Source organism: Pseudomonas sp. RW10S2 (assembly GCF_014268985.1).
GTDB lineage: Bacteria > Pseudomonadota > Gammaproteobacteria > Pseudomonadales > Pseudomonadaceae > Aquipseudomonas > Aquipseudomonas wayambapalatensis.
This window is the reverse complement of record NZ_JABWRO010000039.1, coordinates 14,419-40,617: the sequence shown is the minus strand read 5'-3', so window position 1 is coordinate 40,617 and position 26,199 is coordinate 14,419. Positions and strand designations below refer to the sequence as shown.

Below are 26,199 nucleotides of genomic sequence, written 5' to 3'. Positions count from 1 at the left end.
GGAGCGGGCTTGCCCGCGAAGAGGCCCTCATTGAATGGCCACAATCGAGTGAGTGTGGCGCCGCCTTACTCGATGAAGGTCACGACCCCACCTTCCAGCGACTTCACCCGAGCCAGCGATTCGACGCGATAGCCCTGGCTGTCCAGCTCGGCGCGGCCGCCCTGGAACGACTTCTCGATGACGATCCCAAGGCCCGCCACCGTGGCGCCGGCCTGCTTGATGATCGAGATCAGCGCCTGGGAAGCCTTGCCGTTGGCCAGGAAGTCATCGATCACCAGCACGCGGTCGCTGCTGTTGAGGTGACGCGGCGAGATGGCCACGGTGTTCTCGGTCTGCTTGGTGAAGGAATACACCGAAGCGGTCAGCAGGTTCTCGGTCAGGGTCAGCGACTGGTGCTTGCGGGCGAAGATCACCGGCACGCCCAGCTTCAGGCCGGTCATCACTGCCGGAGCGATACCCGACGCCTCGATGGTGACGATCTTGGTCACGCCGGAGTCTGCGAACAGGCGGGCGAACTCGTCACCGATCAGTTGCATCAGTGCAGGATCGATCTGGTGGTTGAGAAACGCGTCGACTTTGAGAACCTGATCGGAAAGCACGATGCCTTCTTCGCGAATCTTCTGATGCAGTGCTTCCACTGTGTATTCCTCGATGTAGCAAGAGTGGCCGCATCCAGAAGGTAGCGGCAAAGGTTGAAAGAGTAATGGTTGATCAGCGTTTGAGCATGGCCCGGATGTCGGCCAGCGCGTTGTTGCCCCGCGCCGCCTTCACCTCCACAGGCGCATCCTCCAGGCCTTCCCAGGCCAGGTCGTCCGGCGGCAGTTCGTCGAGGAACCGGCTGGGCGTGCAATCGATGATTTCGCCGTACTGCTTGCGCTTGGCGGCGAAGGTGAACGCCAGGGTCTGACGGGCGCGGGTGATGCCCACGTAGGCCAGGCGGCGCTCTTCCTCGATGGTGTCGGCTTCGATGCTCGAGCGGTGGGGGAGGATTTCCTCCTCCATGCCCATGATGAACACGTAGGGGAACTCTAGGCCCTTGGAGGCGTGAAGGGTCATCATCTGCACACCTTCGGCGTTTTCTTCCTCTTCCTGCTGGCGCTCGAGCATGTCGCGCAGCACCAGCTTGCCGATGGCGTCCTCGATGGTCATGTCACCCTCTTCGTCCTTCTCGAGGGTGTTCTTCAGCGCATCGATCAGGAACCAGACGTTGCCGATGCGAAAATCCGCCGCCTTGTCGCTGGCGGTGTTCTGGCGGATCCAGTTCTCGTAGTCGATATCCTTGACCATCTCGTGCAGCGCAGCGATCGGGTCTTCCAGGGCGACCTTGTGGCGCACGCCGTCGAGCCAGTGCTTGAAGCGCTGCAGGCGTTCGGTGTAGCGCGCATCCAGGTGCTCGCCCAGGCCCAGTTCCTCGCTGGCGGCATACATCGACACGCCACGCTCGGTGGCGTAGTTGCCGAGTTTTTCGAGCGTGGTCGAGCCGATCTCGCGGCGCGGCACGTTGATTACCCGCAGATAGGCGTTGTCGTCGTCCGGGTTGACCAGCAGGCGCAGGTAGGCCATGAGGTCCTTGACCTCCTGGCGACCGAAGAAGCTGTTGCCGCCCGACAGGCGATAGGGCACCTGGTGGTGCTGCAGCTTCAGCTCGATCAGCTTGGCCTGGTAGTTGCCGCGGTAGAGGATGGCGAAGTCGCTGTACGGGCGATTGGTGCGCAGGTGCAAGGTAAGGATTTCCATGGCCACGCGCTCGGCCTCGGCTTCCTCGTTCTTGCAGCGGATCACGCGGATTTCGTCGCCCACGCCCATCTCGCTCCACAGCTGCTTCTCGAAGTCGTGGGGGTTGTTGGCGATCAGCACGTTGGCGCAGCGCAGGATACGGCTAGTGGAGCGATAGTTCTGCTCGAGCATCACCACTTTCAGGGAGGGGTAGTCCTCCTTGAGCAGCATCAGGTTTTCCGGGCGCGCGCCACGCCAGGCGTAGATCGACTGATCGTCGTCGCCCACCACGGTGAACTGGTTGCGCATGCCGATGAGCATCTTCACCAGCAGGTACTGGCTGGCGTTGGTGTCCTGGTATTCGTCGACCAGCAGGTAGCGCACGCGGTTCTGCCAGCGCTCGAGCACGTCGGTGTGCTCCTGGAACAGCTTGACCGGCAGCAGGATCAGGTCGTCGAAGTCCACCGCGTTGTACGCCTTGAGCGTGCGCTGGTAGTGGGTGTAGACGATGGCGGCGGTCTGCTCGCGCGGGTTGCGCGCTTTCTCCAGGGCTTCGGCGGGCAGGATCAGGTCGTTCTTCCACGAGCCGATCATGTTCTTGATCTCGTCCAGCCCGTCGTCGCCGGAGTATTCCTTCTGCATGATGTCCGACAGCAGCGCCTTGATGTCGGATTCGTCGAAGATAGAGAAGCCTGGCTTGTAGCCCAGGCGCTGGTGTTCCCGGCGGATGATGTTCAGGCCCAGGTTGTGAAAGGTGCACACCGTCAGGCCCCGGCCTTCGCCCGGACGCAGCAGGGTGCCGACCCGCTCCTTCATCTCGCGCGCGGCCTTGTTGGTGAAGGTCATGGCGACGATGTACTGGGCACGGATGCCGCAGTTCTGGATGAGGTGGGCAATCTTGCGCGTGATCACGCTGGTCTTGCCGGAGCCTGCACCGGCGAGCACCAATAGAGGGCCGCCGACGTAGTCTCGGGCTTCCTGTTGCCGGGGATTGAGTCGGGACATGCTAGAAACCGGGAGTAACCAGAAAATAGCCGCGCATTCTAGCAGGCATGGGTCGGTTATTGCGCGACCGTCTGACAGTGTGATGCAGCGCACCATTCAGATTTGCGGGCGTTGCGACTTTCGCGCAGGATGCACGGCACAATCCGTCGAGATGCGGGGCAGGGAACGCCACATGTAAAAGTGAGAATCATTTCTACTTGTCGGTTAGGATACGGCGCATCCTCGGTCACACCGTTCAAGCCCTAAGGAGCCCGCTTGTCCACGCCCGTCGAACCGTTGCGCTTGCTGCTGTTGGCCGATGAGCCGGAATGGGCTGCATTGCTGCGCGAATGTGTCCAGCCGCTGGCCGGCAGCGCGGTGCTGTTGACTGCGCCGAGCTGGGAGGCGGTGGACAGCCTGTTCGTTCACGATCGCCAGGCTGTGGTGCTGGCCACGCCGGAGCTGCAGCCGGCACCCGGGCGCTGCGACCTGCCGACCATCCTGCTGCTGGAGCACGAGCCCGAGGCGCCTCCGGTGGGGGTGAGCGACTGGCTGGTGCGCGGGCAGCTGAACAGTGATGCGCTACGCCGCTCGTTGCGCCATGTACGCGAACGCGGTGTGCTGGTCGCCACCTTGCAACGCCTGGCCGAGCAGGACCCGCTCACCGGCATCGCCAATCGCCAGGGCTTCCAGGCACTGCTCACCGCCCGCCTGGCGGAGAACGCAGGCCGCGGCCTGGCCCTCGGCCACCTGGACCTGGACAACTTCCGCCACGTCAACGACGCCCTGGGGCACCAGGGCGGTGACCGCCTGATCCTGCAGGTGGTCAACCGTCTCAAGCAGCAACTGGAGGCCGGCGACCAGTTGGCCCGCCTGGGCAGCGATGAGTTTGCGCTGTTGATCGACACCCGCCGTGACCCCAGCCGCGCCGAGCGCACTGCCGAGCGAATCGTCGAGGCCCTCGCCGAGCCCTACTGGATCGATGGCGAAAGCCTGCTGCTCGGCTGCAGCCTGGGCCTGGCCCATGCCCGTGCGCAAGCGGGTGCCGATCCGTTGATGTGGCATGCACACATCGCCATGCGCCAGGCCAAGGGCAGCCAGGGCTGCACGTATCACGTGTTCAACGAGCGGATAAACAGCAACGCCCGCAGCCTCGCCGACCTGGAAAGCGAGCTGCGCCGGGCCCTGCGTCGTGACGAGCTGGAACTGCACTACCAACCACGCCTGAACCTCAGGGACGGCACCATCGTCGGCCTCGAGGCGCTGGTGCGCTGGCGCCATGCCGAGCGTGGCCTGCTGCCGCCGAGCGAGTTCGTGCCGCTGGCCGAGCAGAGCGGGCTGATCGTTCCGCTGGGCTACTGGGTCATCTCCCGCGCCCTGCGTGACATGCAGGCTCTGGGCGAGCACGGCCTGGCGCCGTTGCACATGGCGGTGAACCTGAGCTTCCGCCAGTTCCAGGACAGCCAGCTGTTGGCGACCCTGAGTCGGCTGATCGTCGAGCACGGTGTCGATGCGCGCTGGCTGGAGTTCGAGCTGACCGAGACCGCGGTGATGCGCCGCAACGAAGTGGTGCGCCAGACCATGGATGCACTGGGGCGCCTGGGTGTGCGTTTCTCGCTGGATGACTTCGGCACTGGTTTTTCGTCGTTCGTGCACCTGAACAGCCTGCCCATCACCTTGCTCAAGGTCGATCGCAGCTTCGTCGCTGGCATGGAGCAGCGCGAAGAGAACCGCAAGCTGGTGCATGCGATGATCAACCTGGCGCACAACCTCAACCTGGAGGTGGTCGCCGAGGGGGTGGAAAGCGACGAGCAACTGGGGCTGCTGCGTGACTTCGGTTGCGACCAGGTGCAGGGGTTCCTGGTGAGCCGACCGTTGCCGATCGATGAGCTGATCGTCTACCTGTTCCAGGCGGGCAAGCCGCAGCTGGTGAGTGTTTAGCCTGTAGCGGCCCTGTCGCGGGGCCGCCACCGATTTCAGGCCGACACCGCCACCCCCACGGCCGCCTTGCCCAGCAGACGCTTCATCCGCCATTCGAACGCCAGTGTCAGCGCCACCGCCGCGCACGCCAGCCCCAGCGCCAAGCCCCACCAGATACCCACCGCACCCCCGCCGAGGGTGAAGGCGAACACCCAGGCGCAGGGTGCGCCCACCAGCCAATAGCAGAGCAGGCCGATCACGAACGTGGTCTTGGCGTCCTTCAGGCCGCGGATCGAGCCCATGGCGATGGTCTGCGTGCCGTCGAACAGCTCGAACCAGGCGGCCACCATCACCAACTGCACGGCGAGCGCGAAGATGGCGGCGAACGCCGGGTCATTGCGGTCGACCAGCAGCCCCACGAAGGTTTCCGGGAACAGCCAGAACAGCACCGCGAAGGCGAACATCACCACCGCGCCCAGGCCGATTCCGATGCGCCCGGCGCTGCGCGCGGCCAGCAGGTTGCCTGCACCGTAGTACAGCCCGACCCGCATGGTCACCGCGTAGGACAGCCCGGTCGGCACCATGAACGCCGCGGAAATGATCGGCAGGGCGATCTGGTGCGCGGCCAGCTCGGTATCGCCCAGTACACCCATGCACAGGGCGGCGAAGGCGAACAGGCCGACCTCGACGATGTAAGTGCCGCCGATCGGCAGGCCCAGCCGCCATAGCTCGCGCAGTGCATCGAGCGAGGGGCGTGACAGGCCCTTGCGCAGCGGATAGGCGTCGTATGCGCGGTGCCAGTGGATGTACAGCGCCAGGGCGATGGCCATGCCCAGCGACACCACGGCAGTGACCAGGCCGATGCCCATCAGGCCCAGCTTGGGCAGGCCGAACATGCCTTCGATCAACGCGTGGTTGAACAGGTAGTTGAGCACCGTGCCCACCAGGCTGATGATCATCACCGGGGTCGAATGGCCCAGGGCACTGGTAAAGCCGCGCAGGGCCATGAAGGTCAGGTAGCCGGGCAGCGCCAGGGGCAGCAGGGTGAGGAACTGCATGGCCATATCGACGTTGTCCGGGCGTTGGCCGAACAGCAGCAACAAAGGTTTGAGGTTCCACAACACCAAGGCCGCGCCCAGCGCCAGGCCCCAGGCCAGCCACAGGCCGTTCTGCGCCAGGCGCGTGGCCCCGGCGATGTCACCTGCGCCCTTGCGGAAGGCCACCAGGGTGCCGACCGCAGCGATCACGCCCAGGCAGAAGATCGACACGAACGAGTAGCTCGCCGCACCCAGGCCGCCCCCTGCCAGCGCCTGTGGGCTGATGCGCGCCATCATCAGGGTGTCGGTGAGCACCATCAGCATGTGCGCCAATTGCGAGGCGACCAGGGGCCCGGCCAGGCGCAGCAGAGCCTTGAGTTCGGTGGTGGGCGCGACATGCATGGGGCGAAGTCCTTGAGTATGAGTCCTACAGCGAGAATTGGGGATTCTGAGGCTTCGGTCAGCATTCCACAAAAGGATAAAAGCGATCGTTGGCATGAGTTCAACTCATGGATGTATGATTTCGATGATTCGCCTCATGCCCACGTATGGCAGGTGTCCCATGTCCCGTCAGCTACCACCGCTGTATGCCCTGCGCGCATTTGAAGCGGCCGCGCGGCTGAGCTCCTTCACCCGCGCCGGGGAGGAGCTGTCCATTACCCAGAGTGCGGTCAGCCGCCATATCCGCACCCTCGAAGAGCACTTTGCCTGCCGGCTGTTCGTGCGCAACGGCCGCAACCTGCAGCCCACCGAGGCGGCGCGGATGCTGCTGCCTGGCGTGCGCGACGGTTTCGCGGCACTGGAGCGGGCCTGCAATACCTTGCGCGGTGAGGACGACATCCTGCGCATGAAAGCCCCCTCGACCCTGACCATGCGCTGGCTGCTGGCGCGCCTGAGCCGTTTCCGCCACTTGCAGCCGGGCAACGAGGTGCAACTGACCAGCGCCTGGATGGACGTCGACCATGTGGACTTCAATCAAGAGCCCTTCGATTGCGCGGTACTGCTCAGCGATGGCAGCTTTCCGGTGGATTGGGAGGTGCGCCGGCTGTTCGCCGAGCTGCTGATCCCGGTGGGCGCCCCGGACCTGCAGGCCGAGGCGCCCTGGGACGCGGGCAGGCTGGCCAGCGTCGAGCTGCTGCACCCGACGCCCGATCGTCGCGACTGGCGCAGTTGGCTGGCGCGCATGGGCCTGAGCGAAACGGTGTCGCTCAAGGGCGGGCAGGTGTTCGACACCCTGGAGCTGGGCATGATCGCCGCCGCCCGGGGTTATGGGGTGTCGATGGGTGACCTGCTGATGGTCGCCGAAGACGTCGCCCAGGGGCGCCTGAGCCTGCCATGGCCGACGGCGGTGGCCAGCGGCCTGGACTATTACCTGGTGTGGCCGCGCACCCGGCCGGGGGGTGAGCGACTGCGGCGCTTGAGTGCCTTCTTGCAGGAGGAAGCGGCGGCGATGGATTTGCCTGAGGTGGAGATCCTGGGAGCGTCTTGAGCGGGCCGATTCAGAACGTATTCGTTGCAAGATTTTTCATGAAATCCGCCCGCGAACCTTGAGCAAGTCGAAGTGGAAGTGAACAATGTTCGCTTTCGTATTCTCGCCGAGATCGCCCCATGATTCCCCGTTCCCGTCCGCTCGCCTGGTTGCCGGCCTTGTTGCTCGGTCCGGTGCTGGCGCTGTGCAGCACCCTGGCGCAGGCCGAAGCCCCCGCCGAGGCCACCAAGGCGTTGCACCTGCTGGACTACATCGGTGCCGACTACCCGCCGACCGTGCATGACGGCAAGGTGGTGGATGAGGGTGAATATCGCGAACAGCAGGAGTTCAGCGGGGTGCTGGCCGAGCTGGTCAAGGGCTTGCCCGCCAACCCCGAGCGCGACGCCCTCGAGCAGGGTGTGCAGGCGCTGCGCCAGGCCATCGAGCAACGCCAGGACGGTGGCGCCGTGGCGCACCAGGCTCGGCAGTTGGGTGCGCGGCTGGCGGTGGCCTATGAGGTCAGCCAGGCGCCGGTGATCACGCCGGATCCGGCTCGCGGTGCCGCGCTGTATGCGCAGAACTGCTCGATCTGCCACGGTGACAGCGGTGCCGGTGACGGCCCGGCGGGTGTCGGCCTGGAGCCTGCGCCGGCCAACCTGCGCGACGCCCAGCGCCTTGACCAGTTGAGCCTGTTCGACCTGTACAACACCCTCGGCCTGGGTATCGAGGGCACCGAGATGCCGTCATTCGCCGATCAGCTCGACGAGCGCCAGCGCTGGGACGTGGCCGCCTACATTGCCAGCTTCACCGCCGACCCGCAGGCGGCCAAGGGCGACAAGACCTGGAACATCGCCGACCTGGCCCGCCAGACCCCGGCCGAAGTCGGCGCCAATGAAGGCGCCGACGCCGTTGCTGCATTCCGTGCCCAGCGCGCCCAGCCACCGCAGGTCAAGCGTGGCCCGGCACAGCTGCTCGAATACACCTCCAGCACCCTGGACAAGAGCCTGGCGGCCTACCGCGAGGGCGATCACGACCAGGCCTACGACCTGTCGGTGGCCGCTTATCTCGAAGGTTTCGAGCTGGTGGAGAGCTCGCTCGACAACATCGACGCGCAGGTGCGCAAGGATACCGAGAGGTCGTTGATGGCCTACCGGCAGTCGCTGCAGGATGGCCTGCCTGCCGAGCAGGCCGCGCAGCGCCTGGCCGAGGCCAAGGTCAAGCTGGAGCAGGCTGCGAAACTGCTTGGCAGCGACGGCCTGAGCTGGTCGCTGAGCTACATCTCCGGGCTGCTGATCCTGCTGCGCGAGGGCCTGGAGGCGATCCTGGTGCTGGCGGCGATCCTCGCCTTCCTGCGCAATACCGGGCAGCAGTCGGCGGTACGCAGCGTCAACATCGGTTGGGGCCTGGCCCTGGTTGCAGGTTTCGCCACCTGGGCCCTGGCGGCCTACGTGATCGATGTCGGCGGCGCCCAGCGCGAGTTGCTCGAGGGCTGCACGGCGCTGTTCGCCGCGGTCATGGTGCTGTGGCTGGGGGTGTGGATGCATGACCGGCGCCACGCCGCAGCCTGGCAGGACTACATCAAGAGCAGCCTGCTCAGTGGCGGCGGGCGCTTCGGCTTCGCCATGCTGGCGTTCTTCTCGGTGTACCGCGAGCTGTTCGAGGTGATCCTGTTCTACGAAACCCTGTGGCTGCAGGCCGGGCCTGCCGGGCACCAGGCGGTGCTGGCCGGTGGTGCCACTGCGCTGGTGTTGCTGGTGGGGTTGGCCTGGGTGATCCTGCGCGGGTCGGCGAAGCTGCCGCTGTCGCTGTTCTTCAGCATCAACGCCGCGTTGTTGTGCGCCCTGTCGGTGGTGTTCGCCGGGCACGGCGTCAAGGCACTGCAGGAAGCTGGAGTGCTGGGCACGCGGCCGGTGCCGTTCTTCGAGTTCGATTGGCTGGGGATTCACGCCGACGCCTATTCGCTGAGTGCGCAGGCGGTGGCGTTGCTGGCTATCGTGGCGCTTTACGGGCGCTCGCGGATTGCCGAGAAGCGCAGGGTAGCAGCGAACTGAGGTCGGGGCTGGCACACTATCTCTTTTCGAATTACGGAAACATCGTCATGCGCATATGGATCGACGCCGACGCCTGCCCCAAGGCGGCCAAGGATCTGATCGTCAAGTTCGCCCTCAAGCGCAAGCTGGAAGTGGTGATGGTGGCCGGCCAGGCCGTGGCCAAGCCGGCCTTCGCGATCGTGCGGTTGATCGTGGTGCCCAGCGGCATGGATGCCGCCGACGACTACCTGGTGGAGCATGCCGAGCCCGGCGAGCTGGTGATCTGCAGCGATGTGCCGCTGGCCGATCGCCTGATCAAGAAGGGTGTAGCGGCGCTGGATCCGCGTGGTCGCGAGTTCGACGAGCGCAACATGGGGGATCGGCTGGCGGTGCGCAACCTGTTCACTGAATTGCGTGAACAGGGGCAGGTCGGCGGCGGGCAGGCGCCCTATGGCGAGCGGGAGAAGCAGGCGTTTGCCAATTCGCTGGATCGGATCCTCACGCGGTTGACGCGTTGACCTTTTCGCGGCCTTGCCCGCGAAAAGGCTCGCCCTGATGCGTTTCAGTCCTTCTCGTGAGTCAGCTCCAGCACCCGATCCACCAGTTTGTAGATTCCACCCGCCGCTTCGCTGATCGACTTGGCCAGCATGTAGGCCGGGGTGCTCACCAGCTTGCGCTGGGTGTCTTCGACGATGTCATGTACATCGCACTCTTCATGGGTGCCGCCCATCTTCACCACGGCTGCGCTGGTGCCGGCATCGTTGCCGATGGTGCAGACCACGCCCGGGCCGTAGATCTTCGCGGCCAGCGCCGGCGAGATGCAGATCAGGCCGACCGGCTTGCACGCCGCCGCGAAAGCCTCGGCCAGCGCCAGCACATCGGGGTTCACGCTGCAGTTGGCGCCTTCGACGGCGAAGTTGGACAGGTTCTTGGCTGCGCCGAAACCGCCGGGCACGATCAGCGCGTCGAAGTCCTCGGCCTTGGCTTCGCGAATGTCCTTCACTTCACCGCGGGCGATGCGCGCCGACTCCACCAGCACATTGCGCGACTCGGGCATTTCTTCGCCGGTCAGGTGGTTGATCACGTGCATCTGCGCGATGTTCGGCGCGAAACACTGCACCTGGGCGCCGCGCTGGTCGAGGCGCAGCAGGGTGATCACGCTTTCGTGGATTTCGGCGCCGTCATAGACGCCACAGCCGGAAAGAATCACCGCTACCTTTTTCGTCATGCTCATTACTCCAGTGTCGAGGCGCTAAATGTCCTCTAGTTTGGCAGATGTGGCCATAAGGGTTGTGCCCGACGCGGCCTAATCTCTGTGGATAACGCTTGGGATCGTCACCATGGACCTGATTCTGCTGGCCGTGCCGTTCTTCTTCGTGCTGATTGCTGTGGAGCTGGTCGCCGACCGGCTGCGCGGGCAGCGCAACTATCGTCTGGCCGATTCGATCAACAGCCTGAGCACCGGGGCGCTGTCGACCAGCACGGGGCTGCTGACCAAGGGCGTGGGGCTTGTCAGCTACGCGTTGGTCTGGGAGCACCTGGCCCTGCTGCGCCTGCCGGATAGTGCGGTTTGGGTCTGGCTGCTGGCGTTCGTGCTCTACGACTTCTGCTATTACTGGCTGCACCGCCTGGGCCATGAGCGCAACGTGCTGTGGGCGGCGCATTCGGTGCATCACCAGAGCGAGGAGTACAACCTCACCACCGCCCTGCGCCAGACCAGCAGCGGCTTTCTCTTCTCGTGGATCTTCTACCTGCCGCTGGCCCTGGTTGGCGTACCGCCGCTGGTGTTCGTCACCGTGGCATCGCTGAACCTGCTGTACCAGTTCTGGGTGCATACCCGCCACGTGCCCAAGCTGGGCTGGCTCGAGTGGGTGCTGATCACGCCGTCCAACCATCGCGTCCACCATGCGCAGAATCCTTTGTACTTGGATCGCAACTACGGCGGCGTGTTCATTCTCTGGGATCGCCTGTTCGGCACTTTCCAGGAGGAAGACCCGCGCGAGCCCGTGGTGTTCGGCGTGACCACGCCGCTGGCGAGCTGGAACCCGTTGTGGGCCAACCTGCAGTTCTATGCGCAGCTCTGGCGCGATGCGCGGCGCACTCGCAGTCTGTGGGACAAGCTGCGGATCTGGTTCATGCCCACCGGTTGGCGACCGGCGGATGTGGCGCTGGGTTATCCACAGGCCAAGGCCGATCTGGCGCAGTTTCGCAAGTTCGAGATACCGCTGGGCCGGGCCCAGCAGCTGTACGTGGCGCTGCAGTTCGCCGTGTATGCGGGCTTGGGCAGTTACCTGATGGAGGTGGCCGACCGCGTGCCGCCAGTGGCGCTGGTGCTGGGCTGGACACTGATGGCGTTTGGCTTGTTCGTGCTTGGGATGGCGCTGGAGAACCGGCCTCGGGCCGCGCGCCTTGAGCTGCTGCGGCTGGTGTCCAACGGCCCGGCGCTTTACCTGGGCGGGGCGCTGGGCCTAGGGACGGTTACGCCCTTGGCCTGGCTTCTGCTCGGGCTCTACAGCCTGCTCAGCCTGTGGGGATTGGCCTTCTGCCGCCGCCTTGCGCTCCGCACGCAGGTTGCGGAAACGTCGGCGCAGCCAGAGCAGTCCGCCCAGCACCAGCAGGCCACCGAGCACCCATAGCTCGTATTTCTTCACGTTGCCCAGCAGGCCTTCGAGGATGGCGCCGAAGTGATAGGCCGCCGCGCCCAAGGCCAGGGCCCAGATTGCCGCGCCGATGCCGTTGAGCAGCAGGTAGCGCCGCGGAGGATAGCCGGACAGGCCGATGGCCACCGGCATCACGGTGCGCAGCCCATAGACGAAACGGAAGCTCAGCACCCAGATGTCGGGATGGCGGCGGATATGCTCCAGCGCGCGGTCGCCCATCGCCTGCCAGCGCGGTTTGCGCGCAAGGATCTTGCGCCCGTGGCGACGGCCCATGAAATACCAGAGCTGGTCACCGGCATAGCTGCCGAAGAACGCCACCACCACGACCAGGCTAATGTCCATGTATCCACGGAACGCGAGGAATCCTGCAAGTACCAGGATGGTCTCGCCTTCGAAGAAGGTGCCTAGAAAGAGGGCGAAATAGCCGAAATCCTGCAGGAATTGTTGAAGCATTTTCTGAGGTGCTGGCGAAATGAACGCGCAGCCTACCCCTTCGCGCGCCTGGGGGAAAGTGTCCAAATGTGTCTCGACGTGAACATTTCCTACAAGGACAATGCCTGCGGCCACAAGTCGCAGGGTTGCTCTTCCCTGTAACCTAGGCGTCATAATGGGCGCTTATAACTGTCGCGCTAGCCCGCCTGCGCGGGCTCAGGAGTCTGCCGTGAGTTTTACCCCCGCCAACCGCCTGTTTCCTGCTACCCGCCTGCGTCGCAACCGCCGGGACGAATTCTCCCGTCGTCTGGTTCGCGAGAACACCCTGACCGTCGATGACCTGATCCTGCCGGTATTCGTGCTGGACGGCGAAAATCGCCGCGAGGAAGTGCCGTCGATGCCGGGCGTCGAGCGCCTGTCGATCGACCTGCTGCTCGAAGCCGCACAGGGTTGGGTGGAGCTGGGGATTCCGGCGCTGGCGCTGTTCCCGGTCACCCCGGTGGAGAAGAAGTCCCTCGACGGTGCCGAGGCCTGGAACCCGGACGGCATCGCCCAGCGTGCCACCCGCGCCTTGCGTGCGCGCTTCCCGGACCTGGGGGTGATCACCGACGTTGCGCTCGACCCCTTCACCACCCACGGCCAGGACGGCATCCTCGACGAAGAGGGCTACGTGCAGAACGACATCACCGTCGACGCCCTGGTGCGTCAGGCGCTGTCGCACGCCGAAGCGGGTGCCCAGGTGGTGGCACCGTCCGACATGATGGACGGTCGTCTGCAGGCGATCCGCGAAGCCCTGGAGCTGGCCGGTCACGTCAACGTGCGCATCATGGCTTACTCCGCCAAGTATGCCAGCGCCTACTACGGCCCGTTCCGCGATGCGGTCGGCTCGGCGCTGAACCTGGGCAAGGCCAACAAGGCCTCCTACCAGATGGACCCGGCCAACAGTGACGAGGCCCTGCATGAAGTGGCCACCGATCTCGCCGAAGGCGCCGACATGGTCATGGTCAAGCCGGGCATGCCGTACCTGGACATCGTTCACCGCGTCAAAACCGAATTCCGCGTGCCGACCTTCGTGTATCAGGTCAGCGGCGAATACGCCATGCACATGGCGGCCATCCAGAACGGCTGGCTCAGCGAGGCCGTGATTCTCGAATCCCTAACCGCTTTCAAACGGGCCGGCGCCGATGGCATCCTCACCTATTTCGCCGTGCGTGCCGCTCAATTGTTGAGAGGGCAGTAACGCCCTCACAGGAACGTCAGATGAATAACGAAGTGCTCACTGCTGTCGAGATCAAGGAAGCCAAGGCCCTCCCGGAGGAACTGATGCAGACCCCGCCGGACCTCCCAGCGACGCCTGCACCTGAGCCGGTGCCTGTCGTCGAGGCCGCCGCCCCGGCGCCGGCCCCGGCGATTCCGGTGCCGGGCCTGGACGACAGCAGCCTGTACATTCATCGTGAACTTTCGCAGTTGCAGTTCAACATCCGCGTGCTGGAACAGGCGCTGGACGAGTCCTACCCGCTGCTGGAGCGTCTGAAGTTCCTGCTGATCTTCTCCAGCAACCTCGACGAGTTCTTCGAGATCCGCGTCGCCGGGCTTAAGAAGCAGATCAATTTCGCCCGCGAACAGGCCGGCGCCGACGGCCTGCAGCCGCATCAGGCGCTGGCGCGGATCAGCGAGCTGGTGCACCTGGAGGTGGACCGCCAGTACGCGATCCTCAACGACGTGCTGCTGCCGGAGCTGGAGAAGCATGCGATTCGCTTCATCCGCCGCCGCCACTGGACGCCCAAGCTCAAGACCTGGGTGCGTCGCTTCTTCCGCGACGAGATCGCCCCGATCATCACCCCGATCGGCCTCGACCCGACCCACCCGTTCCCGCTGCTGGTGAACAAGAGCCTGAACTTCATCGTCGAGCTCGAGGGCGTCGATGCCTTCGGTCGCGACTCGGGCCTGGCGATCATTCCGGCGCCACGCCTGCTGCCGCGGGTGATCCGTGTGCCGGAAGAGGTTGGCGGCCCCGGCGACAACTATGTATTCCTGTCGTCGATGATCCACGCTCACGCCGACGACCTGTTCCAGGGCATGAAGGTCAAGGGCTGCTATCAGTTCCGCCTGACCCGAAACGCCGACCTGGCGCTGGACTCCGAAGAGGTCGACGACCTTGCCCGCGCCCTGCGTGGCGAGCTGTTCTCGCGCCGCTACGGCGATGCTGTGCGCCTGGAGGTTGCCGACACCTGTCCGAAGCACCTCTCCGACTACCTGCTCAAGCAGTTCAGCCTGAGCGAGAGCGAGCTTTACCAGGTCAATGGCCCGGTCAACCTGACCCGTCTGTTCAGCATCACCGGCCTGGACAGCCACCCGGAGCTGCAGTACACCCCGTTCACCCCGGCGATCCCGAAGATCCTGCAGAACGCCGACAACATTTTCAGCGTCATCAGCAAGCAGGATGTGCTGCTGATGCACCCGTTCGAATCCTTCACCCCGGTGGTCGACCTGCTGCGCCAGGCCGCCAAGGACCCGCACGTGCTCGCTGTGCGCCAGACCTTGTACCGCTCCGGGGCCAACTCGGAGATCGTCGACGCGTTGGTCGATGCGGCGCGTAACGGCAAGGAGGTCACTGCGGTGATCGAACTGCGTGCGCGTTTCGACGAAGAGTCCAACCTGCAGATGGCCAGCCGCCTGCAGGCAGCCGGCGCGGTGGTGATCTATGGCGTGGTCGGCTTCAAGACCCACGCCAAGATGATGCTGATCCTGCGCCGCGAGCAGGGCGAGATCGTCCGCTACGCGCACCTGGGTACCGGTAACTACCACGCCGGCAACGCCCGCCTGTACACCGACTACAGCCTGCTGACCTCCGATGACGCACTCACCGAGGACGTCGGCAAGCTGTTCAGCCAGCTGATCGGCATGGGCAAGACCCTGCGCATGAAGAAGCTGCTGCATGCACCCTTCACCCTCAAGAAGGGCATGCTCGACATGATCGCCCGCGAGACGCAGTTCGCGCTCGACGGCAAGCCGGCGCACATCATCGCCAAGTTCAACTCGCTGACCGATGCCAAGGTCATCAAGGCCCTGTACAAGGCGAGCCAGTCGGGCGTGCGCATCGACCTGGTGGTGCGTGGCATGTGCTGCCTGCGCCCGGGCATCCCGGGGGTGTCGCACAACATCAATGTGCGCTCGATCATCGGCCGCTTCCTCGAGCACACGCGGGTGTTCTACTTCCTCAACGGCGGCGAGGAGCAGATCTACCTGTCCAGCGCCGACTGGATGGAGCGCAACCTCGACAAGCGTGTCGAGACCTGCTTCCCGGTAGAGGGCAAGAAGTTGCTGCTGCGGGTGAAGAAGGAGCTCGAAGGCTACCTGACCGACAATACCCAGGCCTGGACCTTGCAGCCTGATGGTCGTTATGTGCGCAGCACGCCGACCGGCAACCAGAACCCGCGCAGCGCCCAGGCGACCCTGCTGGAGCGCCTGAGCAACCCGGTGCTGAACGTACGGTAGTCAGATTGCTGGGGCTGCAAAACAGCCCCAGCACACTCAAACCTTCAACGCACGCTCAGCACGAACCCGACCCGCGCCAGCCACTCAGCCTCGTTGGCGAAGTCGGCCTGGGTCAGCTGGTTCTGCTCCAGCCAGCCTTCAGGGAACACCACTTCCAGACTGTCGTCGGCAGCCTTGAGCTCGACCTTGGGCATTTGCTGGGTGCCGCGGATGTGGTGGAAGAGGATGGCGAAGCGCAGCAGCACGCACAGGCGGATCAGCTTGACGCCTTCGTCGCCGAACTCGGCGAACTTGTCCTTGGGGATGTTGCGGCGATGGCCGCGTACCAGCAGGGCCAGCATCTGCTGGTCCTCGCGGGAGAAGCCCGACAGGTCGGAGTGCTCGATCAGGTAGGCGCCGTGCTTGTGGTAGTGGTAGTGGGCGATGTCCAGCCCGACCTCATGCACCTTCGCCGCCCAGCCCAGCAGGTCGCGCCAGTTGCCGTTTTCCAGATCCCACGCCTTGGCCACCTGGTCGAAGGCGTGCAGGGCCTTGCGCTCCACCCGTGCGGCCTGACCCTGGTCGACGTGATAGCGCTCCATCAGCGAGTTCAGCGTGCGCTCACGCACGTCCTCGTGATGATGGCGGCCGAGCAGGTCGAACAGCACGCCTTCACGCAGGGCGCCGTCACAGTGGTCCATGCGCTGCAGTTCGAGGGCGTCGAAGATCGCCTCGAGAATCGCCAGCCCCGCAGGGAAGATGGTGCGCCGGTCCGGTTTGACGCCGTCGAAGTCGATCTTGTCGACTTCGCCCAGCTTGAACAGCTTGCGCTTGAGCACGGCCAGGCCTTCGGCGTTGACTTCGCCGTTGCCATGGCCGTTGGCTTTGATCGCGGCGCCGATGGCGCGGATGGTGCCCGACGAGCCGATGGCCTCGTCCCAGGTCAGGCGGTGCAGGGCGTTCTCGATGCTCATCAGCTCAAGGCGTGCGGCGGTGTAGGCCTGGGCGTAGCGTGCCGGGGTGATCTTGCCGTCGCGGAAATAGCGCTGGGTGAAGCTTACGCAGCCCATCTGCAGGCTCTCGCGCAGCAGTGGCTCGAAGCGTTGACCGATGATGAACTCGGTGCTGCCGCCGCCGATATCGGCGACCAGGCGTTTGCCGGGCGTGTCGGCGAGGGTGTGCGACACACCCAGGTAGATCAGGCGCGCCTCTTCACGGCCTGAAATGACCTCGACCGGATGGCCAAGGATGGCTTCGGCACGCAGGATGAAGTCATTGCGGTTGCGCGCTTCACGCAGGGCGTTGGTGCCGACGATGCGCACTGCGCCGGCCGGCATGCCGTTGATCAGCTGGGCGAAACGCTTGAGGCATTCGAGGCCCCGCTGCATGGCTTCTTCGCTGAGCTGGCGGTCTTCGTTGATGCCCGCAGCCAGTTGAACCTTCTCCCCCAGCCGTTCGAGAATGCGGATCTCGGTATGGTGGGCCTTGGCCACGACCATGTGGAAGCTGTTGGAGCCAAGGTCGATGGCGGCGATCAGAGACAGGTTCTTCGCGGTGGTTTGCGGCATGATCTGGATGTTCTCGGTCGATAACCCGGCAATCCTGCCATGATCGCGGGCATACGCCAACGCGCGACATGGCGAGGATTGATGCAGGGCAATGTGCGGGTGGCCTGGATGACTGATCAACAAAGGCCTCGGACAAATCCTATGACGCTTGTATGACGGTTTCGATTCGGGGCGTCTTGCACAACTATAGTTACACTCAATCGGCCGTGGCTTCCTGTAGGGCGTGGGTGCGGCTATGATGGGCAACGTTTTTTATGCTTACGACCTGGAGAACTCCATGAGCAGCGATCTGATCAAACACGTCACCGACGCCACCTTCGAAGCCGAAGTGCTGCAGGCTCAAGGCCCGGTGCTGGTCGACTACTGGGCTGAATGGTGCGGTCCATGCAAGATGATCGCTCCGGTCCTGGACGACATCGCCTCCACCTACGAAGGCAAGCTGACCGTCGCCAAGCTGAACATCGACGACAACCAGGAAACCCCGGCCAAGCACGGCGTGCGCGGCATCCCGACGCTGATGCTGTTCAAGAACGGCAACGTCGAGGCCACCAAGGTCGGCGCGCTGTCCAAGTCCCAGCTGGCTGCGTTCCTCGACGCCCACCTGTGATGTGAAAAAGCCCCGCGAATGCGGGGCTTTTTTTGCCCCTGAGGCTCGATTTCCCCTGTCAAAACCACTAGACGTCGAAAAAAGCAAGTGTTACATTCGGCCTCGCACTGCTTCTCCAGTGCCCTCTGCACGCCGTCGCGACGTACTCCCAATTCGAATCAGTACGCGATCCTGTCGCCAATCTAGCGGCGCGACCTCATTAAGCCAGAAGCTTAATTCCCCCCTTCTTACATGATTACGTCACTCCCCTTATGAACCTGACAGAACTCAAGCAAAAGCCGATTACCGATCTGCTGGAAATGGCCGAACAGATGGGCATCGAAAACATGGCCCGTTCGCGCAAGCAGGACGTGATTTTCGCCCTGTTGAAAAAACACGCGAAGAGCGGCGAAGAGATCTCGGGTGACGGCGTGCTGGAGATTCTCCAGGATGGATTCGGTTTCCTGCGTTCGGCAGATGCCTCGTATCTGGCCGGCCCTGACGATATCTACGTCTCGCCCAGCCAGATCCGCCGCTTCAACCTGCGCACCGGCGACACCATCGTCGGCAAGATCCGCCCGCCGAAGGAAGGGGAGCGTTACTTCGCCCTGCTGAAGGTCGATACCATCAACTTCGACCGTCCGGAAAACGCGAAGAACAAGATCCTGTTCGAAAACCTGACGCCGCTGTTCCCGAACCATCGCCTGAAGATGGAAGCCGGTAACGGTTCCACCGAAGACCTCACCGGCCGTGTCATCGACCTGTGCGCGCCTATCGGCAAAGGCCAGCGCGGCCTGATCGTCGCTCCGCCGAAAGCGGGCAAGACCATCATGCTGCAGAACATCGCGGCCAACATCACCCGTAACAACCCCGAGTGCCACCTGATCGTCCTGCTGATCGACGAGCGCCCGGAAGAAGTGACCGAGATGCAGCGCACCGTGCGCGGCGAAGTGGTCGCCTCGACCTTCGACGAGCCGCCGACCCGCCACGTGCAGGTTGCCGAAATGGTGATCGAAAAGGCCAAGCGCCTGGTCGAGCACAAGAAGGACGTGGTCATCCTGCTCGACTCCATCACCCGTCTGGCGCGTGCCTACAACACCGTGATCCCGAGCTCCGGCAAGGTCCTGACCGGTGGTGTCGACGCCCACGCCCTGGAAAAGCCCAAGCGTTTCTTCGGTGCTGCCCGTAACATCGAGGAAGGCGGCTCGCTGACCATCATCGCCACCGCGCTGGTCGAGACCGGCTCGAAGATGGACGAGGTCATCTACGAAGAGTTCAAGGGTACCGGCAACATGGAGCTGCCGCTGGACCGCCGCATCGCCGAGAAGCGTGTGTTCCCGGCCATCAACATCAACAAGTCCGGCACCCGCCGCGAAGAGCTGCTGACTGCCGACGACGAACTGCAGCGCATGTGGATCCTGCGCAAGCTGCTGCACCCGATGGATGAAGTGGCGGCCATCGAGTTCCTCATCGACAAGCTCAAGCAGACCAAGACCAACGATGAGTTCTTCCTGTCGATGAAGCGCAAGTAAGCGTTTCCGTCGGTACAGCGAATTGGGGCTGCTGCGCAGCCCATCGCGGGACAAGCCCGCTCCTACAAGGATCACGCCAGACCTGTAGGAGCGGGCTTGTCCCGCGATGGGCCGCATAGCGGCCCCAAGTCATTGATGCGCCCTAACGAACGAGCGCATTGCACTCTGCCATTTGGCTATCAAAGCCCGATCGGCGCTACACTCTGCACCCCGACCGATACAGCCAACACGAGGCTCACGCATGCAGTATCGCGATTTGCGCGACTTTATCCGTGGCCTGGAGCAGCGCGGTGAACTCAAGCGCATCCAGGTTCCTATCTCGCCCGTCCTGGAAATGACCGAAGTCTGCGACCGCACCCTGCGGGCCAAGGGCCCGGCGCTGCTGTTCGAAAAACCCACGGGTTTCGACATTCCGGTACTGGGCAACCTGTTCGGTACTCCCGAGCGTGTGGCCATGGGCATGGGGGCCGAGTCGGTCGGCGAACTGCGTGAAATCGGCAAGCTGCTGGCCTTCCTCAAGGAGCCCGAGCCGCCGAAGGGCCTGAAGGATGCCTGGTCGAAACTGCCGATCTTCAAGAAGGTCGTGTCAATGGCACCCAAGGTGGTCAAGGATGCGGTGTGCCAGGAGGTGGTGGTCGAGGGTGACGATGTCGACCTTTCGCAATTGCCGATCCAGCACTGCTGGCCAGGTGACGTGGCGCCACTGATCACCTGGGGCCTGACGGTGACTCGCGGGCCGAACAAGGACCGCCAGAACCTCGGCATCTACCGCCAGCAGGTCATCGGCCGCAACAAGGTCATCATGCGCTGGCTGAGCCATCGTGGCGGCGCGCTGGATTACCGCGAATGGTGCGAGAAGCACCCGGGCCAGCCGTTCCCGGTGGCCGTCGCGCTGGGTGCAGACCCGGCCACCATCCTTGGCGCCGTGACGCCGGTGCCCGACACCCTCTCCGAGTACGCTTTCGCAGGGCTTCTGCGCGGCAACCGCACCGAGCTGGTCAAGTGCCGCGGCAGCGACCTGCAGGTGCCGGCCACCGCCGAAATCATCCTCGAAGGTGTGATCCATCCGGGTGAAATGGCCCCGGAAGGCCCTTACGGCGACCACACTGGCTACTACAACGAGGTGGACAGCTTCCCGGTGTTCACCATCGAACGCATCACCCATCGGCAAAAGCCGATCTACCACAGCACCTACACCGGCCGGCCGCCAGATGAGCCGGCGATCCTCGGCGTGGCGCTGAACGAAGTGTTCGTGCCGATCCTGCAGAAGCAGTTCCCCGAGATCGTCGACTTCTACCTGCCGCCGGAAGGCTGTTCCTACCGCATGGCGGTGGTGACCATGAAAAAGCAATATCCGGGGCACGCCAAGCGCGTGATGCTGGGTGTGTGGTCGTTCCTGCGACAGTTCATGTACACCAAGTTCGTTATCGTCACCGACGACGACGTCAACGCCCGCGACTGGAACGACGTGATCTGGGCCATCACCACGCGCATGGATCCCAAGCGTGATACGGTGATGATCGACAACACGCCGATCGACTACCTCGACTTCGCGTCGCCGGTATCGGGCCTGGGGTCGAAGATGGGCCTGGACGCCACGCACAAGTGGCCGGGCGAGACTACACGCGAATGGGGCCGGGTCATCGTCAAGGACGAGGCCGTTACCCGCCGTATCGATGAGCTGTGGGACCAGTTGGGAATAGATTGATGCAGGTGACCTTGCAGCCGTCCGGCGCGGTGCTGTCCATCGAGCCGGGCGAGAGGATTCTGGATGCCGCGCGGCGCCTGGGCTACGAGTGCCCGAGCAGCTGTCGCAACGGCAATTGCCATGTGTGTGCGGCGTTGCTGGTGGAGGGGCGGGTGCGACAGGACGGTGAAGTCCGCGATCACGGCGAACTGTTCACCTGCATCGCCGAACCGCTGGAAGACTGCGTGCTGCTGTGGGATGGCGTGCTGGCCCTGGGCGAGTTGCCCGTGCGCAAGCTGGCCTGCACCGTCAGCGAGTGCGTCGAGGTCGGCGGGGATGTCTGGCGCGTGCGTCTGCGCGTGCCCGCCGGCAAGCCGCCGCGCTACCACGCCGGGCAATACCTGATGATCGAGCGTGAGGGCGCCGACAAGGCCGCCTTTTCGCTGGCGTCTGCCCCGCATTCGGGCCGTGATCTCGAGCTGCATGTGCTGGCCCGCGAAAGCAGCGCGGTAAAGCTGATCGAGCAGTTGCAGCGCAACGGTATGGCCCGCATCGAGCTACCATTCGGTGACGCACACCTGGCCGAGCTGCCGGACGGGCCGCTGGTGCTGATTGCTGCCGGGACCGGCATGGGCCAGATGCACAGCCTGGTCGAGCATTGCCGCGCCAACGGCTTCAAGCATCCGGTGCACCTTTACTGGGGTGTGCGTCGGCCCGAGGAGTTCTACACCCTCGAGCACTGGGCCGAATGGGAGCGTCTGCCCAACCTGTTCCTGCACAAGGTGGTCAGCGACCTGTGTGGCTGGGAGGGGCGTTGCGGCCTTTTGCACGAGGCAGTGTGCGAGGATATCGCCGACCTGAACAGTGTGCATGTCTATGCCAGCGGTTCACCGAACATGGTCTATGGCACGCTCGATGCGCTGGTCGAGGCGGGCATGGATGCACACCGCATGCGCGCCGACGTGTTTGCCTACGCTCCACGCGGCTGAGTAACTAGGTCTTCATGAGCGCCTGCGGCGCGCTGCAATGGCGCGCCGTGATTAATAACCAAAGTTATCGTCGTCGATTATAAGCGGTGAATTATTACTCGCCGGGTTAATAACTTTTACTATGCTTATAACAACACTTTCCAGTCGTCGGTATCGCGCGTGAAACTTTGCCAAAAGGGGTTGAGGTTTCGCCGTCATATGTCTTACGGTAGGCACATCGTCATCAACCTCTTGCGGTACAGGCCCCGCAGCATTGGGTGCGGGCTCGCAGGCGAAGGCGTCGATCGCAACACAGCTCTCCGGTAGTTACACAGGAAATAATGGCGGCAGCCTATGTCGGCACTTGAAAGTTCTTCGTGGCAGGTTTCCTATCCTCCGTCGCTCGACTTCGGTCAACAACTGACCCCTGAGCAATTGCAGCACTCCATGACAACGACCATGTCCCGTCATGACGGTGGGCCTGTGTGGTTGTTCGCCTATGGTTCGTTGATCTGGCGTCCGGAGTGCAACTCGGTAGAGCGCCAGCGTGCGCGGGTGCACGGTTATCATCGTGGGCTTTACCTGTGGTCCCATGAGCACCGCGGCACACCGGAATGCCCGGGGCTGGTGTTCGGCCTGGATCGTGGAGGGTCGTGCAGCGGCTTTGCTTACCGCCTGGACGAGAGCTGCCTGGACGACTCGCTGATGGCCCTGTGGCAGCGGGAGATGCCCTATCCGGCCTATCGCCCGCATTGGCTGACCTGCCGACTCGATGACGGCAGCAAGGTGCAGGCCTTGGGCTTTGTGCTCGAGCGTCACTTGCCGTGCTATGCCGGCAACCTGCCGGACACCCTGTTCAGCCAGATTCTGGCCAGTGCCAAGGGGCGTTACGGCACCACGCGGGAGTATGTGGAGCAGACGCTCAACGCCTTGCGCAGCCACCAGATGCCTGATCGGGGGCTGGAGGCGCGGTTTCAGCGCTGCCATAACCTGCGCGAGGTTTGACTGCGCTGGGCTCTTCGCGGGCAAGCCCGCTCCTGCAGAGACGGTACAGTTTGTAGGAGCGGGCTTGCCCGCGAAGAAGTCATCACCGAATCACCTGGCCAATACCACCAGCTTGCCCACCGCCTGCCGCTGCCCCAGCCGTTCGATAGCCGCCCCGGCCTCGGCCAGCGCGTAGGTCTGCGACACCAGCGGTTTCAACTTGCCCTCGGCATGCCACGCAAACAGCTGACGGAAGTTGGCAACGTTGTCTTCTGGCTGGCGCTGGGCGAACGCGCCCCAGAACACCCCCAGCACTGCAGCGCCCTTGAGCAGCACCAGGTTGGCCGCCATCTGCGGAATGCTGCCGCTGGCAAAGCCCACCACCAGCAGCCGGCCGTTCCAGGCCAGACCTCGCACTGCCTGGTCGAACAGCTCGCCGCCGACCGGGTCGTAGATCACGTCCACACCCTGGCCGTTGGTCAGGCGCTTGATCTCTTCCTTGAGGCTGGCCTGGCTGTAGTCGATCAACTCATCCGCGCCGGCTGCCTTGGCCACGGCGAGCTTTTCGGCACTGCTGGCCGCCGCGATGACCCGTGCACCCAACGCCTTGCCGATTTCCACCGCTGCCAGCCCGACGCCGCCTGATGCACCCAGCACCAGCAGGGTTTCGCCCGCCTTGAGCTGGCCACGCTGGGTAAGTGCGTGCATCGAGGTGCCGTAGGTCATGCCGAAGGCGGCCGCCGTGGTGAAATCCATACCTGCCGGAATGGGCAGCACATTGTAGTGAGGCACCGCGACCTGCTCGGCGAAGGCACCCCAGCCGGTGAGGGCCATGACCCGGTCGCCGACCTTGAAAGCCCCGGCCTTCTCGCCGACTGCCGCCACCACGCCGGCCGCTTCGCCGCCGGGCGAGAAGGGCAGAGGCGGTTGGAACTGGTACTTGCCCTCGATGATCAGGGTGTCGGGGAAGTTGACCCCGGCGGCATGCACCTCGAGGAGGATCTCGTTCTTTTTCGGCACGGGATCCGCGACCTCTTCCAGCACCAGGTCCCGTGCCGGGCCCAGGGTTTTGCACAACACAGCTTTCATCGGGCTATTCCTTTGCGGGTGATGGCCGATAAGTGTAGGAGGACGAAGGGGCGGGTCAACGAGCATGGCCTGCTCTGATAAGCCGGCATAAGCCCGGGCTTGGGTTTGAGCGACGCGCTGGGTAAGCTGGCGCCAATTGTATTGAGGAGCGATTTCGTGAAAGCGTGGATCTTGATGGTGCTGGCCTTGATGCTGCCGGTGGCGGCCACGGCCGAAGAGGGCAAGGAAGGCGAGCCAAAGGTTGCCTACATCAACCTGACCCCGCCTCTGGTCGGCAACTATGCCCTCGATGGCGGCCCCAGGCTGCGCGTCTACAAGGCCGACGTGGCCCTGCGCGTGACCGGCGATGCTGCCGCCGCGGCGGTCAAGCACCATGAGCCGCTGATCCGCAACCAGCTGGTGGCGCTGTTCACCCAGCAAGGCGTGGATAACATGAGCAATGTCGAAGCCAAGGAGGCGTTGCGTCAGGAAGCCTTGAAGCAGGTTCAGCAGGTGATGGAAACCGAAGAAGGCAAGCCGATCGTCGAGGACCTGCTGTTCAACAACCTGATCGTGCAGTGAGTTCCTCGGCGCGCTCCCGCACAGCGGCTGCCTGGATCACCTCGCCAGCGCGCAGATTGCCTGCCATTGCTCCGGGGTCACTGGCATCACCGACAGGCGGCTGCCTTTCTGCACCAGTGCAAGTGCTTCGAGCGCCGTCTGCTGCTTGAGCAAGCCGAGGCCAAGCACCTGACCGAACGTGCGCACATGCTCGACATCCACTGCGCTCCAAGGGTTCTTCTCGGCACTGGCCTTGGCGTCGAAGTAGTGGCTTTGCGGGTCCAGCGCCGTCGGGTCGGGGTAGGCGCCGGCCTTGATCCGGGCGATCCCGGCGATACCCGGTTGCGGGCAACTGGAGTGGTAGAAGAAGAATTCGTCGCCTACGCTCATATCCCGCAGGAAATTGCGTGCCTGGTAGTTGCGCACCCCGTCCCAGCGCGCCTGGCCGAGGCGGGCCAAGCCTTCGATGGAAAGTTCGTCGGGCTCGGATTTCATCAGCCAATAGGCCATGGATGCTGCTCCTGACAAGGTTTGAAATAAGATGTTGCATCAAACCGACAGCCGGTTGGCGTCAACATTTGCGTGGCGCGTCACGTTGTCGGAAAATGCGCCGATTTTAAAGCTATACGCTCCGGTAGCACCAAGAAGGCTGCCGAGCCTGAACAGTTTGCCTAGGGGGGCAACGATGAACAAACGCAAACCGGACCTGCTGTGGATCCTGGCTTTCATCTTCGGTCTGGGTGTCGTCACCACCGGTTATGCGCAGGGTTTGTGGGAGCGAAAGCTCGACGCCGCCTATCAGGCGCCGGCCGTATCCGCCCAACAGCAGCGCTGAAGTGCTGCGGCGCGCGGCCTAACGTTCAGGCCGGCGCCAGGTACCAGTCACGGTCCGAGACCGTTCCGCGCAAGGGTACGTCCCAACTGGCCTGCGCCAGTCGTTCCACCTTCTGGCATTCATGTGCCAGCCCCAGCAGCAGCGGTTTCTTCCACGCCTTGCGCCGCCCCTGATAGGCCAGGCTGCGATCATAGAAGCCGCCGCCCATCCCCAGCCGTCCGCCCACTTCATCGAAACCCACCAGTGGCAGCAGGATCAGGTCCAGCGACCAGACCGGCCGCTGACGCTTGCGCTCGATGACTGGTTCAGGGATGCGGAAGCGGTTGCGTCGCAGTTTTTCGCCCTGTTCGAAGCGTTGGAACACCATGCGCGTGCGTGGCCAGGCATGCAGCACCGGCAGGTAGGTGCGCTTGCCGCGCCGCTGGGCTTCGCGCAGCAACAGGCGCGGGTCGATCTCACCGTCGTTGGGCAGGTACAGGGCGATATGCCGCGCGCGGCGAAACAGCGGGTGCTGGGCCAGTTGCCGGTACAGGCCGACGGCGGCCTGGCGTTGCTGGGCGGGCGTCAACGCGCGTCGTGCGTTGCGCAGCACGCGGCGAAGTTGCGGACGGGTGAGCGGCACGGTGTCGGTCATGGCACAGGCGATCCCGGATGCTGGCCGCCGACGGCGGCACAAACGAAATGCC

General features: G+C 64.0%; 22 protein-coding genes and 1 pseudogene. 14 read left to right on the top strand and 9 right to left on the bottom strand.

Annotation, left to right across the window (positions count from 1 at the left end):
* Positions 1-65: 65 nt before the first annotated feature.
* Together xpt and rep are read right to left on the bottom strand one after the other, a co-directional pair.
* A complete protein-coding gene (gene xpt, locus HU729_RS11135) occupies positions 66-638 on the bottom strand; it encodes a xanthine phosphoribosyltransferase (protein ID WP_028689919.1) in 573 nt (190 codons plus the stop codon).
* A 73-nt stretch (positions 639-711) separates the two neighbouring features.
* Positions 712-2,721, bottom strand: coding sequence for a DNA helicase Rep (gene rep / locus HU729_RS11130; protein WP_054894105.1), 2,010 nt, complete (start codon positions 2,719-2,721; stop codon positions 712-714).
* Positions 2,722-2,976: 255 nt separating this feature from the next.
* Here rep and HU729_RS11125 point away from each other — a divergent pair, with 255 nt between their 5' ends.
* Entirely contained in the window at positions 2,977-4,641 is a 1,665-nt protein-coding gene (locus HU729_RS11125) for a bifunctional diguanylate cyclase/phosphodiesterase (protein ID WP_186709985.1), read from the top strand.
* A 35-nt stretch (positions 4,642-4,676) separates the two neighbouring features.
* Here HU729_RS11125 and HU729_RS11120 read toward each other — a convergent pair whose 3' ends face one another.
* Complete coding sequence (locus HU729_RS11120; protein ID WP_186709983.1) at positions 4,677-6,059, bottom strand: NorM family multidrug efflux MATE transporter; 1,383 nt, start codon at positions 6,057-6,059, stop codon at positions 4,677-4,679.
* 160 nt (positions 6,060-6,219) lie between these two features.
* Between HU729_RS11120 and HU729_RS11115 the strand changes: the two genes are divergently transcribed.
* From HU729_RS11115 to HU729_RS11105, 3 genes are all read left to right on the top strand, one after another.
* A complete protein-coding gene (locus tag HU729_RS11115) occupies positions 6,220-7,146 on the top strand; it encodes a LysR substrate-binding domain-containing protein (protein ID WP_186709981.1) in 927 nt (308 codons plus the stop codon).
* A gap of 119 nt (positions 7,147-7,265) precedes the next feature.
* Positions 7,266-9,176, top strand: coding sequence for a cytochrome c/FTR1 family iron permease (locus tag HU729_RS11110; RefSeq protein WP_186669889.1), 1,911 nt, complete (start codon positions 7,266-7,268; stop codon positions 9,174-9,176).
* Between the two features lie 47 nt (positions 9,177-9,223).
* Positions 9,224-9,673, top strand: coding sequence for a YaiI/YqxD family protein (locus HU729_RS11105; protein WP_054894100.1), 450 nt, complete (start codon positions 9,224-9,226; stop codon positions 9,671-9,673).
* Positions 9,674-9,717: 44 nt separating this feature from the next.
* Here the strand turns inward: HU729_RS11105 and elbB are convergent, their stop codons facing one another.
* Positions 9,718-10,383, bottom strand: coding sequence for an isoprenoid biosynthesis glyoxalase ElbB (gene elbB / locus HU729_RS11100; protein WP_186709973.1), 666 nt, complete (start codon positions 10,381-10,383; stop codon positions 9,718-9,720).
* A gap of 112 nt (positions 10,384-10,495) precedes the next feature.
* On the opposite strand from elbB, the pseudogene HU729_RS25825 reads away from it, so the two are divergent.
* Positions 10,496-11,122, top strand: a pseudogene (locus HU729_RS25825) (sterol desaturase family protein); the annotation flags it as partial.
* 501 nt (positions 11,123-11,623) lie between these two features.
* On the opposite strand, the gene HU729_RS11090 reads toward HU729_RS25825, so the two are convergent.
* The gene (locus HU729_RS11090; RefSeq protein ID WP_186669887.1) at positions 11,624-12,268 is read right to left on the bottom strand and encodes a DedA family protein; all 645 of its coding nucleotides are present in this window, start codon (positions 12,266-12,268) and stop codon (positions 11,624-11,626) included.
* A gap of 208 nt (positions 12,269-12,476) precedes the next feature.
* On the opposite strand from HU729_RS11090, the gene hemB reads away from it, so the two are divergent.
* Both hemB and ppk1 read left to right on the top strand, forming a co-directional pair.
* Positions 12,477-13,487 carry a porphobilinogen synthase gene (hemB, locus tag HU729_RS11085; RefSeq protein ID WP_186669886.1) on the top strand — a complete coding sequence of 337 codons (1,011 nt, stop codon included), beginning with the start codon at positions 12,477-12,479 and terminating at the stop codon, positions 13,485-13,487.
* A 20-nt stretch (positions 13,488-13,507) separates the two neighbouring features.
* Entirely contained in the window at positions 13,508-15,745 is a 2,238-nt protein-coding gene (gene ppk1 / locus HU729_RS11080; protein WP_186709971.1) for a polyphosphate kinase 1, read from the top strand.
* Between the two features lie 44 nt (positions 15,746-15,789).
* Here the strand turns inward: ppk1 and ppx are convergent, their stop codons facing one another.
* Entirely contained in the window at positions 15,790-17,292 is a 1,503-nt protein-coding gene (gene ppx, locus HU729_RS11075; RefSeq protein WP_186709989.1) for an exopolyphosphatase, read from the bottom strand.
* A 277-nt stretch (positions 17,293-17,569) separates the two neighbouring features.
* Here ppx and trxA point away from each other — a divergent pair, with 277 nt between their 5' ends.
* The 5 genes from trxA to HU729_RS11050 all read left to right on the top strand — a co-directional run bounded on the left by trxA (position 17,570) and on the right by HU729_RS11050 (position 23,070).
* Positions 17,570-17,899 (top strand): thioredoxin TrxA, encoded by a 330-nt coding sequence (trxA, locus tag HU729_RS11070; protein ID WP_009684153.1) that lies wholly within the window; start codon positions 17,570-17,572, stop codon positions 17,897-17,899.
* 251 nt (positions 17,900-18,150) lie between these two features.
* On the top strand, positions 18,151-19,410 hold the full coding sequence (gene rho, locus HU729_RS11065; RefSeq protein WP_039581904.1) for a transcription termination factor Rho: 1,260 nt from the start codon (positions 18,151-18,153) through the stop codon (positions 19,408-19,410).
* A 241-nt stretch (positions 19,411-19,651) separates the two neighbouring features.
* Positions 19,652-21,118 (top strand): 4-hydroxy-3-polyprenylbenzoate decarboxylase, encoded by a 1,467-nt coding sequence (gene ubiD, locus HU729_RS11060; RefSeq protein ID WP_186669884.1) that lies wholly within the window; start codon positions 19,652-19,654, stop codon positions 21,116-21,118.
* Positions 21,118-22,086 (top strand): CDP-6-deoxy-delta-3,4-glucoseen reductase, encoded by a 969-nt coding sequence (locus HU729_RS11055; RefSeq protein ID WP_186709962.1) that lies wholly within the window; start codon positions 21,118-21,120, stop codon positions 22,084-22,086. Before ubiD ends, HU729_RS11055 begins: the two co-directional genes overlap by 1 nt.
* A 333-nt stretch (positions 22,087-22,419) precedes the next feature.
* Positions 22,420-23,070, top strand: coding sequence for a gamma-glutamylcyclotransferase (locus HU729_RS11050; protein WP_065861755.1), 651 nt, complete (start codon positions 22,420-22,422; stop codon positions 23,068-23,070).
* 90 nt (positions 23,071-23,160) lie between these two features.
* Here the strand turns inward: HU729_RS11050 and HU729_RS11045 are convergent, their stop codons facing one another.
* A complete protein-coding gene (locus tag HU729_RS11045) occupies positions 23,161-24,138 on the bottom strand; it encodes an NADPH:quinone oxidoreductase family protein (RefSeq protein ID WP_186709960.1) in 978 nt (325 codons plus the stop codon).
* Positions 24,139-24,294: 156 nt separating this feature from the next.
* Here HU729_RS11045 and HU729_RS11040 point away from each other — a divergent pair, with 156 nt between their 5' ends.
* The gene (locus HU729_RS11040; RefSeq protein WP_186709958.1) at positions 24,295-24,699 is read left to right on the top strand and encodes a flagellar basal body-associated FliL family protein; all 405 of its coding nucleotides are present in this window, start codon (positions 24,295-24,297) and stop codon (positions 24,697-24,699) included.
* 36 nt (positions 24,700-24,735) lie between these two features.
* Here HU729_RS11040 and HU729_RS11035 read toward each other — a convergent pair whose 3' ends face one another.
* Positions 24,736-25,188 carry an EVE domain-containing protein gene (locus HU729_RS11035; RefSeq protein WP_186669877.1) on the bottom strand — a complete coding sequence of 151 codons (453 nt, stop codon included), beginning with the start codon at positions 25,186-25,188 and terminating at the stop codon, positions 24,736-24,738.
* A 175-nt stretch (positions 25,189-25,363) separates the two neighbouring features.
* On the opposite strand from HU729_RS11035, the gene HU729_RS11030 reads away from it, so the two are divergent.
* A complete protein-coding gene (locus HU729_RS11030) occupies positions 25,364-25,513 on the top strand; it encodes a hypothetical protein (RefSeq protein WP_172964797.1) in 150 nt (49 codons plus the stop codon).
* A gap of 25 nt (positions 25,514-25,538) precedes the next feature.
* On the opposite strand, the gene HU729_RS11025 is transcribed toward HU729_RS11030, so the two are convergent.
* On the bottom strand, positions 25,539-26,147 hold the full coding sequence (locus HU729_RS11025) for a 5-formyltetrahydrofolate cyclo-ligase (RefSeq protein ID WP_063542056.1): 609 nt from the start codon (positions 26,145-26,147) through the stop codon (positions 25,539-25,541).
* Positions 26,148-26,199: the final 52 nt, after the last annotated feature.

Excerpts from the sequence above, each read along its gene's own strand:
- rep (WP_054894105.1), bottom strand. The coding sequence starts at position 2,721 with ATGTCCCGACTCAATCCCCGGCAACAGGAAGCCCGAGACTACGTCGGC.
- HU729_RS11120 (WP_186709983.1), bottom strand. The coding sequence starts at position 6,059 with ATGCATGTCGCGCCCACCACCGAACTCAAGGCTCTGCTGCGCCTGGCC.
- HU729_RS11115 (WP_186709981.1), top strand. The coding sequence starts at position 6,220 with ATGTCCCGTCAGCTACCACCGCTGTATGCCCTGCGCGCATTTGAAGCG.
- HU729_RS11110 (WP_186669889.1), top strand. The coding sequence starts at position 7,266 with ATGATTCCCCGTTCCCGTCCGCTCGCCTGGTTGCCGGCCTTGTTGCTC.
- HU729_RS11105 (WP_054894100.1), top strand. The coding sequence starts at position 9,224 with ATGCGCATATGGATCGACGCCGACGCCTGCCCCAAGGCGGCCAAGGAT.
- elbB (WP_186709973.1), bottom strand. The coding sequence starts at position 10,383 with ATGACGAAAAAGGTAGCGGTGATTCTTTCCGGCTGTGGCGTCTATGAC.
- HU729_RS11090 (WP_186669887.1), bottom strand. The coding sequence starts at position 12,268 with ATGCTTCAACAATTCCTGCAGGATTTCGGCTATTTCGCCCTCTTTCTA.
- ppk1 (WP_186709971.1), top strand. The coding sequence starts at position 13,508 with ATGAATAACGAAGTGCTCACTGCTGTCGAGATCAAGGAAGCCAAGGCC.
- ppx (WP_186709989.1), bottom strand. The coding sequence starts at position 17,292 with ATGCCGCAAACCACCGCGAAGAACCTGTCTCTGATCGCCGCCATCGAC.
- trxA (WP_009684153.1), top strand. The coding sequence starts at position 17,570 with ATGAGCAGCGATCTGATCAAACACGTCACCGACGCCACCTTCGAAGCC.
- rho (WP_039581904.1), top strand. The coding sequence starts at position 18,151 with ATGAACCTGACAGAACTCAAGCAAAAGCCGATTACCGATCTGCTGGAA.
- ubiD (WP_186669884.1), top strand. The coding sequence starts at position 19,652 with ATGCAGTATCGCGATTTGCGCGACTTTATCCGTGGCCTGGAGCAGCGC.
- HU729_RS11055 (WP_186709962.1), top strand. The coding sequence starts at position 21,118 with ATGCAGGTGACCTTGCAGCCGTCCGGCGCGGTGCTGTCCATCGAGCCG.
- HU729_RS11050 (WP_065861755.1), top strand. The coding sequence starts at position 22,420 with ATGTCGGCACTTGAAAGTTCTTCGTGGCAGGTTTCCTATCCTCCGTCG.
- HU729_RS11045 (WP_186709960.1), bottom strand. The coding sequence starts at position 24,138 with ATGAAAGCTGTGTTGTGCAAAACCCTGGGCCCGGCACGGGACCTGGTG.
- HU729_RS11035 (WP_186669877.1), bottom strand. The coding sequence starts at position 25,188 with ATGGCCTATTGGCTGATGAAATCCGAGCCCGACGAACTTTCCATCGAA.
- HU729_RS11030 (WP_172964797.1), top strand. The coding sequence starts at position 25,364 with ATGAACAAACGCAAACCGGACCTGCTGTGGATCCTGGCTTTCATCTTC.
- HU729_RS11025 (WP_063542056.1), bottom strand. The coding sequence starts at position 26,147 with ATGACCGACACCGTGCCGCTCACCCGTCCGCAACTTCGCCGCGTGCTG.